The 9,638-nt window shown below is 60.9% G+C and carries 8 protein-coding genes; 4 read left to right on the forward strand and 4 right to left on the reverse strand.

Translation table 11 applies throughout. The features are described 5' to 3' along the window. Window positions 1-3: 3 nt before the first annotated feature. Window positions 4-1,464: a TIGR04222 domain-containing membrane protein gene (locus E5K02_RS07830; RefSeq protein WP_135393721.1), complete on the reverse strand. Its 1,461-nt coding sequence runs from the start codon at window positions 1,462-1,464 to the stop codon at window positions 4-6. A gap of 241 nt (window positions 1,465-1,705) precedes the next feature. On the opposite strand from E5K02_RS07830, the gene E5K02_RS07835 reads away from it, so the two are divergent. From E5K02_RS07835 to E5K02_RS07845, 3 genes are read left to right on the forward strand one after another with little or no spacing between them, the layout of a single operon-like run. Beyond that, entirely contained in the window at window positions 1,706-2,332 is a 627-nt protein-coding gene (locus E5K02_RS07835; protein WP_135393723.1) for a (2Fe-2S)-binding protein, read from the forward strand. Beyond that, the gene (locus tag E5K02_RS07840) at window positions 2,329-3,312 is read left to right on the forward strand and encodes an FAD binding domain-containing protein (RefSeq protein WP_135393725.1); all 984 of its coding nucleotides are present in this window, start codon (window positions 2,329-2,331) and stop codon (window positions 3,310-3,312) included. Before E5K02_RS07835 ends, E5K02_RS07840 begins: the two co-directional genes overlap by 4 nt. A 13-nt stretch (window positions 3,313-3,325) precedes the next feature. After that, window positions 3,326-5,551 (forward strand): xanthine dehydrogenase family protein molybdopterin-binding subunit, encoded by a 2,226-nt coding sequence (locus E5K02_RS07845; protein WP_135393727.1) that lies wholly within the window; start codon window positions 3,326-3,328, stop codon window positions 5,549-5,551. 228 nt (window positions 5,552-5,779) lie between these two features. Here E5K02_RS07845 and E5K02_RS07850 read toward each other — a convergent pair whose 3' ends face one another. Then, on the reverse strand, window positions 5,780-6,556 hold the full coding sequence (locus E5K02_RS07850) for an SDR family NAD(P)-dependent oxidoreductase (protein WP_206025925.1): 777 nt from the start codon (window positions 6,554-6,556) through the stop codon (window positions 5,780-5,782). A gap of 197 nt (window positions 6,557-6,753) precedes the next feature. Between E5K02_RS07850 and E5K02_RS07855 the strand changes: the two genes are divergently transcribed. Continuing rightward, the gene (locus tag E5K02_RS07855) at window positions 6,754-7,842 is read left to right on the forward strand and encodes a PAS domain-containing sensor histidine kinase (RefSeq protein WP_135393729.1); all 1,089 of its coding nucleotides are present in this window, start codon (window positions 6,754-6,756) and stop codon (window positions 7,840-7,842) included. Between the two features lie 131 nt (window positions 7,843-7,973). Here E5K02_RS07855 and E5K02_RS07860 read toward each other — a convergent pair whose 3' ends face one another. Next, window positions 7,974-8,702: a LytR/AlgR family response regulator transcription factor gene (locus E5K02_RS07860; protein ID WP_135393731.1), complete on the reverse strand. Its 729-nt coding sequence runs from the start codon at window positions 8,700-8,702 to the stop codon at window positions 7,974-7,976. Further along, window positions 8,671-9,402: a sensor histidine kinase gene (locus E5K02_RS07865; RefSeq protein WP_240737191.1), complete on the reverse strand. Its 732-nt coding sequence runs from the start codon at window positions 9,400-9,402 to the stop codon at window positions 8,671-8,673. Before E5K02_RS07865 ends, E5K02_RS07860 begins: the two co-directional genes overlap by 32 nt. Between the last annotated feature and the right edge of the window lie 236 nt (window positions 9,403-9,638).

Raw genomic sequence — 9,638 nt, forward strand, 5'->3', positions numbered from 1 at the left:
GGGTTAGTCGCCGCCGCAGCCCCCGCAGCCGCCACACCCACTGTCGCCGCCACCGCCGGAGCCCCCGTCACCGCCACCACCATCCCCGCTGCTACCGTCGCCGCCACCGCGGGGGCGCGGGTCCAGCCATACGGCCATGTGGTTCATGCCCAGCCCATTCAACTCGGCGGGCCCCAACAAGGCCACGGTGAGGGCCACGGAATGAGCGGGCAAGGGGTCGGCGTACTTCTCTTCCCGAACAATGGGCTCGATTTCGCGCAGCAGCCGAACGCCCCGGCCGGTAGCCCAGGCCCCGTACTGCCGGCTAATAGCATACGCCACGGCCAACCCAACCAGGGACATTACCAGAAACGCCACGGGCCGGTCGCGGGTAAGCCCAACCCCTACTTTAGCAACCCCGAATAAGCCCAGCCCCAGGACCGTCAGATCAACCAGCCGATTGAGGCGCCGCCGCTCGGCCGCGGGCAGCAGCAGGCCTTGCGCTTCCAGGCTTTCGTCGAGGGCCCGCAACGGGGCAACATGAGGGTCCAGGGCCGGGCGGCGGATATCGGCTAGCCTGGTTTCTCCCTCGGGCGCAATCAGGTTCCAGACGGCCCGCTCGTAGGGGTCGGCGGGCGGGGCAGTGGCCATGCGTTTCACTTTCTGCTTAGGCAGCGGCTCAATCGTGCCCGTATGGACTAGGGCCGCCAGCGCCGCCTCGACAACCCGCTTGCCGTGTTGGGGCAGGCGGGCCAGCTCGTAGGTGCCGGGCATAGCCGCCAGATTCGGCAGTTCTTCCGGCCCCCGGCCTTGGTGCCGCCGCCACAGCGCCAGGGGAAACAGGGTGAGGCACAGCGTCCAGTACAGCAGCAGAAACTCCGTCCCGTACCAGTTCAGCGGGTTGAGCGGGGTGCGGGCCGTGCAGCCTACCAGCACCGCCGCCACGGCCAGCAGTAGCACCGCGCGGCGGCTCACGCGGGCATTCCAGCGCGGGCGGGGCAGCAGCACGTGCCGCCGCAGATTGACCCGCCGAAAGTGCGGGGCTTCCCCAAAGCGCACGGCCGCCGGCGGCCAGATGTCGGCCGGCGGCAGGGTGCCAAACGCGGTGCGGTAGGACTGCAGGGTGCGGGCATACCAGTCCTGAAACTTGTGGCCCTCGGCTGCTCCGCCTTTAGTGGGCCCGTGGTGGAGCGCAAAGCCCAGTATCTCCCCGCAGAGGTCTTCCCAGTACGAGCGGGTGTAGAGCAGATGCAGGTGCCAGGCCTGGTCGACCTCGTCGGAGGGCGTGACCGGGTGCCCGCAGGTAGCGGCCAGAAAGATGAATTTCTTATATTCGACAACTACGCGGCGGGCGTAGGCCGGGGGCCAGTTATTGTCGCGGGCCAGGCGCCGGGAAAAGGGCAACGCGGACGTGCCGTCCAAGTCGAAGGCTTCCAGCCGGAACCACAAATCGGGCTGAACCACGCGGGGCTCATGAGGCAGCATAGTGGTAGGGGCTGACGACAACTATATCGGGCCTCAAGGTACAAACTCTCAGCCTATTACCGAATGAGGCCTGGTGCAGCGCCCCGGATTACCATCGTCTTTGGTCAACTGATTGCAGCTCCTCCTTAACCCGCGGGCCCTTTCCGCAGTTTAGAGTATAGACCCTTTGCCGCAACTGCGGCCTTTTCCCTGAGTCTTTGTTTTTCTGGGCTTCTCCTTCTGACTTCCTTTCGCTATTTCCATGTCTTCTGAAACTGATAAGCCGGCGGGCCACGACGAGAGCCGGCGCACCTTTCTCAAGCAGTCGTCGCTGCTGACGGCCTTTACCATCGTGCCGGGGCCGGTGCTGCAGGCGGCCACTTACGAGCTCGACGAAAAAGTAGCCGCCGCCTTCGAAAAAGTATCGTTGAAACTCGAAGTCAACGGCGTCAAGCACAAGCTTTCGGTGGAGCCCCGCACCACCCTACTCGATTTACTGCGCGAAAACCTGAACCTGACCGGCACCAAGAAAGGCTGCGACTACGGCCAGTGCGGGGCCTGCACGGTGCACGTGGACGGGCAGCGGGTGAACAGCTGCCTGAGCTTTGCCGTGATGCACGAGGGCAAGAAAATCACGACCATCGAAGGTCTGGCCGAGGGCGGCAAGCTCCACCCCATGCAGGAGGCTTTCGTGAAGCACGACGGGTTTCAGTGCGGCTACTGCACCCCGGGCCAGATCATGTCGGCCGTGGCCTGCGTGCGCGAGGGCCACGCGGGCTCCGAAACCGAAATTCGGGAGTTTATGAGCGGCAACATCTGCCGGTGCGGGGCTTATTCCAACATCGTGGCGGCTATTCAGGAAGTGAAAAACGGAGGACAGAAGGTATGAACCAGTTTCAGTACGTGCGGCCCAGTAAGCCCCAGGCCGCCATTGAGGCGGTAACCAAGGACGCCAACGCTACCTTCATTGCCGGCGGCACCAACCTGGTCGATTTGATGAAGCGCGGCATTGCCACGCCCCAGAAGCTGGTCGACATCAACCGCCTGCCGCTCAACAAGATTGAGAAAGAAAACAACGGTCTGCGCATCGGGGCCCTGGCCCTGAACTCGGCCGTAGCCGACGACAAGCTCGTGCGCCAGAAGCAGCCCCTGCTGGCCCTGGCCCTGAACGCGGGAGCCTCGGCCCAGCTGCGCAACATGGCCACCGTGGGCGGCAACATGCTGCAGCGCACCCGTTGCTCCTACTTCTACGACCTGGCCATGCCCTGCAACAAGCGGGAGCCCGGCACCGGCTGCGGGGCCCTAGAAGGCATTAACCGCATGCACGCCATCTTCGGCTTCAGCGACAAGTGCATTGCCGTGCACCCCTCCGACATGAGCGTGGCCCTGGTAGCCCTCGACGCCACCGTGCTGGTGAGCGGCCCCAAGGGCGAGCGGCGCATTCCGTTTGCCGACTTCCACCGCCTGCCCGGCGACACGCCCGAAAAAGACACCAACCTGGAAAAAGGTGAGCTGATAACCGCCGTCGACATTCCTGACGGACCTTTTACCAAACACGTGCACTACCAGAAGGTGCGCGAGCGGGCTTCCTACGCCTTTGCCCTGCTGTCGGTAGCCGCCGCCCTCGATATCGAGAATAACACCATCAAGGCGGCGCGGCTGGCTATGGGCGGCGTGGCCCACAAACCCTGGCGCCTAACGGCCGCCGAGCAGGTCCTGGTGGGCAAGCCCGCTACGGAAGCTACGTTCCGGCAGGCGGCCGAAGTGGCTATGCAGGGCGCCAAGGCCTTTAAACACAACGCCTACAAGCTCAAGTTGGGACCTAACACGATTGTACAGGCCCTGCGGACAGCCGCCGCGGCAGCTTAACAACCCGATTCGAATGAAAGCACAAGACAAGCAAATCGGGGCCCCGATGAACCGGGTGGATGGCCGCCTGAAAGTGACCGGCGGCGCCAAGTACTCGGCCGAATACGAGCTGCCCAACATGGCCTACGCCGTGCTCGTCGGCAGCACCATTGCCAAGGGCCGCCTCACCAGCATCGACGCCAAGGCGGCCGAGAAGGCGCCGGGCGTGCTGGCCGTCGTTACCCACTTCAACTCGCCTAAGGTGCCCGGCTTCGACACGGCCGGCAAAGACCCCTCCCAGCCGGCCACGGTGGGCGGGCCGCTGAAGATTTTCAAGGACGACAAAATCCGCTACAACGACCAGGTCATTGCCGTGGTCGTGGCCGATTCCTGGGAACGGGCCCGCTATGCCGCACGCCTGGTGAAGGCCCAGTATGCCCAGGAAAAGCATAAAACCAACCTGGAAGCCAGTGTTTCGGATGCCTTCTTGCCCACAGCGGCCAAGAAGAACCCCAAGCACCCCATGAACGACTACCAGCGCGGGCAGGTCGACGCCTACAAAACGGGCGCCATCAAGCTGGAAAGTGAGTACGTGATTCCCACCGAGGTGCATCACCCCATGGAGCTGCAGTCCATTACGGCCCACTGGGAGGCCCCCGACCGCCTTACGCTCTACGACAAAACCCAGGGCACCATGGCCACCCGCCGCGACTTTGCCAAGGAGTGGAACCTGCCCGAGGAAAACGTGAAAGTCATTGCCACGTTCGTGGGCGGGGCCTTCGGCAACGCCCTGCACAGCTGGCCCCACGAGTCGGCCGCCATTATTGCGGCCAAAGTCGTGAACCGGCCCGTGAAGCTGATGCTGACCCGGGAGCAGATGTTTACCAACGTGGGCTACCGGCCCTACACCTGGCAGAAGCTGGGTATGAGCGCCACGCCCGACGGCAAAATCACGGCCATTACCCACGAGTCCATCGGCCAGACCTCGACCTACGAGGAGTTTACCGAATCGACCCTGGCCCAGACGCGCATGATGTACCAGTCGCCCAACGTGACGACGCGCTACCGCCTGGCCTCGCTCGACGTGTGCTCGCCCATCTGGATGCGGGGCCCCGGCGAAGCCACCGGCGCCTTTGCCCTGGAGTCGGCCATGGATGAAATGGCCCATATGCTGAACCTGGACCCGCTGGAGTTTCGTCTGCGCAACTACACCGAGCAGGACCCGGAGAAAAATAAGCCCTGGAGCACCAAGTTTCTGAAGGAATGCTACCAGCTGGGCGCCGAGCGGGTGGGCTGGAACAAGCGCCAACTGAAGCCCGGCTCCCTGCGCGACGGGGAGTGGCTGATCGGCTACGGCATGGGTGTGGGCACGTTTGGGGCCCACCGTGGCGCGGCTACTGTGGGCGCCCAGCTGCTGCCCGACGGCACCGTGCTGCTGCAGTGCGCCACCACCGACATTGGGCCCGGCACCGGCACCGTGATGACCCAGATTGCGGCCGAAACGTTGGGCCTGGACCCCAAGAAAATCCGGTTTGAGCTCGGCAACTCGTCGTTTCCCAAAGCTGGTACCCAGGGTGGTTCGTCCACCGTCAACAGTGTGGGCCCGGCTACGCAGGAAGCCTGCCTGGCCCTGAAAGAAAAACTGCGCACCCTGGCCGGCGCCGCTTTTGCCTCGGCCAAGAAGGAAGACGTGACCCTCACCGACGGCTACCTCACGCTGGCCGGCAACGCCGGAGCCCGCGTGCCTTATGCCGACTTGATCAAACAAGGCGGCGACAAAGCCGTGACGGTGGAAGCCAAGCCCGGCCCGGAAGGCCAGCAGTACTCGATGTACTCATTCTCGGTGCATTTTGCCGAAGTGCGCGTACATGAGCTGACCGGCGAAGTGCGGGTGAGTAAGCTGGTTTCCTGCGCCGACGCGGGCACGATTGTCAACGAGAAAACGGCCGGCAACCAGATGAAGGGCGGCGCCGTGGGCGGCATTGGCATGGCCCTGATGGAGGCAGCCCACATCGACGACCGGTTTGGGCGCTACGTCACCAAGGACTTTGCCGACTACCACGTGCCCGTACACGCCGACTCGCCCGATGTGCAGGTGGCCTTCGTCAACAAGCCCGACCCGCACGTGAATAATCTGGGAACCAAAGGCATCGGCGAAATTGCCATCATCGGCGTGGCCCCCGCCATCGCCAACGCCGTGTTCAACGCTACCGGTAAGCGCATCCGCGAGCTGCCGATTACTCCGGATAAGCTGATTTAATCAGTGTACTAAGGCGCAGGAATGTGCTGACGTGCGCAATGTGTCCTTGCGAGGCGTGGCCGTGGCAATCGGTCTTCTGCGCAGGTAGTCCTGATCTTTTACCAGAAAGCCCTGACGTTAGCAAACGTCAGGGCTTTTCACGTTAGAGGGCTCAGCCCATTTCAGCGGACGGATGGCCACGGTCTTGCAAGGACAGGAGTTTTCATTTCCTACCTTAAGCCTTGGCTATTATGCCCCCTGGGCGACCATGCGCATAAAGCCGCCGTCCATGACGTAGGTGGAACCGGTGACGTAGTCGGAGTCGGCGGAGGCCAGAAACAGGGCCAGCTTGGCAATTTCCTCGGGCTGGCCGGCGCGTTTCATCGGAATGCGCTGCTCTTTCTCCCGGCGCTCCTCGGGGTTATCCACCGCCGACTGGTTCATGGGGGTCATAATCATGCCCGGGGCAATGTTGTTGACGTTGATGCCGGATTCGGCCAGCTCCAGGGCCAGGGTGCGGGTCAGGTTGCGCAGGCCCCCTTTCGAGGCGCAGTAATCGGCCGTACCGGCCGATACTACCTCTTCGTGAATCGAAGACACGTTGATGATTTTGCCCTTGCCGCCCTGCTGCTGCCGGTGACGAATAAAGAGGCGGGCAAAATAAAACGGCCCGAACAAGTTGGTGCGAATCGTTTTCTCGAACTCGGCGGGCTCCATATCGGCTACGTTCTTTTTGGCGCCCGGTGCCGCGGCGTTGTTTACCAGAATGTGCAGCTGCGAAAACTCCCGCACCGCTTGGGCAAACAAGTTTTCTACCTGCTGGTTTTCGCTGACATCGGCCTGGATAACAATGCCCCGGCGGCCGGCCTGCTCTACGGCAGCCAGGGTTTCTTTGGCGCCGTCTTTATCGGTATGGTAGCAGATAACGATGTCGGCCCCGGCCTGGGCAAAGGCAATGGCCGTAGCTTGGCCAATCCCCGAATCGGCCCCGGTTATTAAGGCCACCTGATCTTGTAGTTGCTGCATAATCCTGTAGATTGAACGTGTACTAGCAGGCCCGCCCCCGGAAACCAGCTGCCGACCCGGCTTGGACATACTGCGCTTACCCAAGAAAGTTATGTTGAGTTTCGTAGGTCCTGCTGCCGTACTGCTCCTGGTAAAGCTCAACAACGCTACGTCGCAGCAGCCGTAGTAGATGGTTAGATATTTCTTTGCTCTTACCCATGACCGACCATTATGCCCTCTTTCGCCCATTGTTGGAGCGTGGGCGAGTTGTATACTTTGTCTATGATTCGGCTGAGCAGCGCGTGGTGTACGTCAGTAAGGCCTTCGAGCAGCTCACCGGCGACCCTGCCGACCATATCAACGAGGACCTGCCCCACCTGCTGCGGCGCCTGCACCCCGACGACCAGCAGCACGTAGTGCAGCTACTGGAACAGGCCGAGCCAGAGCAAGTCCTGGAAGGAATAGAGCTGCGCCTGACCCGCCCCGACGGTGGCATCCAGTGGCTGAACGTGAGCCTGTGCCGGGTGCCGGGCCCCGACAACAAGCCCTACCTGACCGGCACGGCGGAGGATATTACCCCGATTAAAGAGGGCATGCAGAACCTGCAGCGCTTCGGCACCAAAAAGAATGCGGTGCTCGAAATTCTGTCGCACGACCTGGCCGGGCCGCTGCTGGTGCTGCAGCAGCTCACCGAGCACCTGGAGCGCGAAACAAATGGACAACTATCCGCCCAGGCCCAGAAAATGCTGCTGCTCATGCAGCGCACCTGCCGCGAAAGTGTGAACATGATTCACGACTTTGTCGATGCTGAGTTTCTCGAATCGGCCAACATTGAGCTTAACCTGGAGCGCACCGACCTCGTGGTGTGGGTTAAGACCCTCGTGGAGGAATACCAACGCTCCGAAGACCTGCTGCACCTGGAGTTCAGCCTGGAAGCCCCGCCCGAGCCAGTGTATGTGCATATCGATGTCGACAAGTTTCACCAGGTAATCAACAACCTGATTTCCAACGCCGTGAAGTTTACTCCGCTGGGAGGCCAGATTATGCTGCGGATTGAGCCCCAGGCCGAGCAGGTTCTGCTCGGTGTGGCCGATACCGGCATTGGTATTCCCGAGCCTATGCAGCCCTACCTGTTCGAGAAATTCACTAAAGCCCGCCGGCCCGGTCTGCGGGGCGAGAAAACGACGGGCCTGGGCATGTCGGTCATTCAAACCATTGTGGAGCTGCACCAGGCCACTATTAGCTTCGTCAGCGCCGAGGGCCAGGGCAGCACCTTTACCATCGCCCTACCAGCCCTCACGACGTAAGGTCCGCTTCCCCGGCCCCCACGACCAGCCCCTTTTTCACCGTTGCCTTTCCCGCGTAATGAGTTGCGCTAGGCTGTCGGCAGCCAGACTGCTGGCACCAGTCAGTTTGCCCCAGAACCGCTACCCCTGCCCTACTGCAGCCCTTTCAGCATTTTATAGAAGGCTTCGGCATAGGTATCACTGATGGGAATGAGTTGGTCGGCAATCTGAATCCGGTTTTTCTCGATGTGGTCAATTTTGTCAAGCGCGACCAGGAAGGAACGGTGCACACGGGCAAAATCCTGAGCGGGCAGCAGCTCTTCGAGCCTGGCAAAGCTCAACAGAGTCAGCAGCTTCTCTTCCCGGGTATGAATCCGTAAGTAGTCCCTCATTCCTTCCACGAAAAGAATGTCGCGGGTTGCTACCTTCTGAATGCGGTGGCCCACCTTGAGAAAAATATACCCCGGCTCGTTTCTGGCCTCCACTTTCTGCTCCCTTCTTTCCGGGGCTTGGTGGGGGCCTTGCTCCTGGTAAAGGCGCAATACGGCTTTGTAAAACCGCTCAAAGGTGAAGGGTTTTAACAGGTAGTCCCGCACCTCCAGCTCATATGCCTTCAGGGCATACTGGTCGTAGGCGGTGGTGAGGATAATCATGGGTTTGGGGTTGAGCATCGGAATGAAGCTCAACCCATCCAGATCGGGCACGTTGATGTCCAAAAACAGCAGGTCGGGTTGGTCGGTCTTCAACTGTGCGGCGGCCTCCAGGGGGCTCATAAAGGCCCCTTTCAACTCCAGAAAAGGAACTTTACGAATGTATTCCTCCAGGATTTCCTGGGCCAGGTGCTCGTCCTCAATAATGTAGCAGGTGAGCTGTTCTTTCATGAGCTGGTAAGTGAAGGCCGCCGATGGTAAGCAAGACCCTAAAGATGGCGCCGGTGTCCTGAATGGTCAGCGTATGCTGGCCAGGATACAACAGCGCCAGCCGTTTCCGGACATTGGGCAAGCCAATGCCGCCGGATTCCTCCAGCCGGCTGGCCGCATTCGTTCCAATTGGATTCTGCACGCTGAAGGTCAGGGTACCTTCGTTTACCGCCACGCTCACCTGCAAGTCGCCGGGCTCCAGCCGGGCGGGGCTGTGTTTGTAGGCGTTTTCCAGCAGGTGAATGAACAGCAAAGGAGCAATGTAGCAGGATTCCGTATCCCCCGCTATGTGCAGGTTTACCACCGGGCTGTTCTTGTAGCGGAGCTGCTGCAGGCTCACGTAATCCCGCAAGTAGTCCATTTCCCGGGCCAGCGGCACCGTGGCCGCATTGGATTCATAAATCATGTAGCGCATCAACGAAGCCAGGTGCAGGACGGCCTCCGGCGCGGCGGGGGCCTGCTTGTAGACCAGCGTGTGGATGTTGTTGAGGGTATTGAAGAGAAAGTGCGGGTTAATCTGGGCCTTCAGATACACCAACTCGGCCTCTACGGCCTGCTTTTCCAGCTGCTCTTTCCGGATAGTGTTAAGCACCAAGTTTTCGGTGACGCGGGCCAGCCAACTCAGAACAAGAAAGATGGGAACCGTCGTGAGCAGGTGCATGGTATAATTCCCAAAATCGAGCTGCTTGTAGTGAAAAAGCAGGAAAGGAAGCGGCCCGGTCAGCCCAATGCCAGTTAGTTGGAGCCAATAGTCTCGTTCTTTTCTCTGGCCAGCATACTGGGTTAACAGGTAGAAATGAGCGTAAAAGACATACAAACAAGTCGCTATAAACCCCTGGGTTGTGGTGCGCCACAGGGCATCGGCTTCACCTCTGAGTTGGAGGACGACCAACAAGG

The organism is Hymenobacter metallicola (genome assembly GCF_004745645.1).
GTDB classification, from domain to species: Bacteria; Bacteroidota; Bacteroidia; order Cytophagales; family Hymenobacteraceae; genus Hymenobacter; species Hymenobacter metallicola.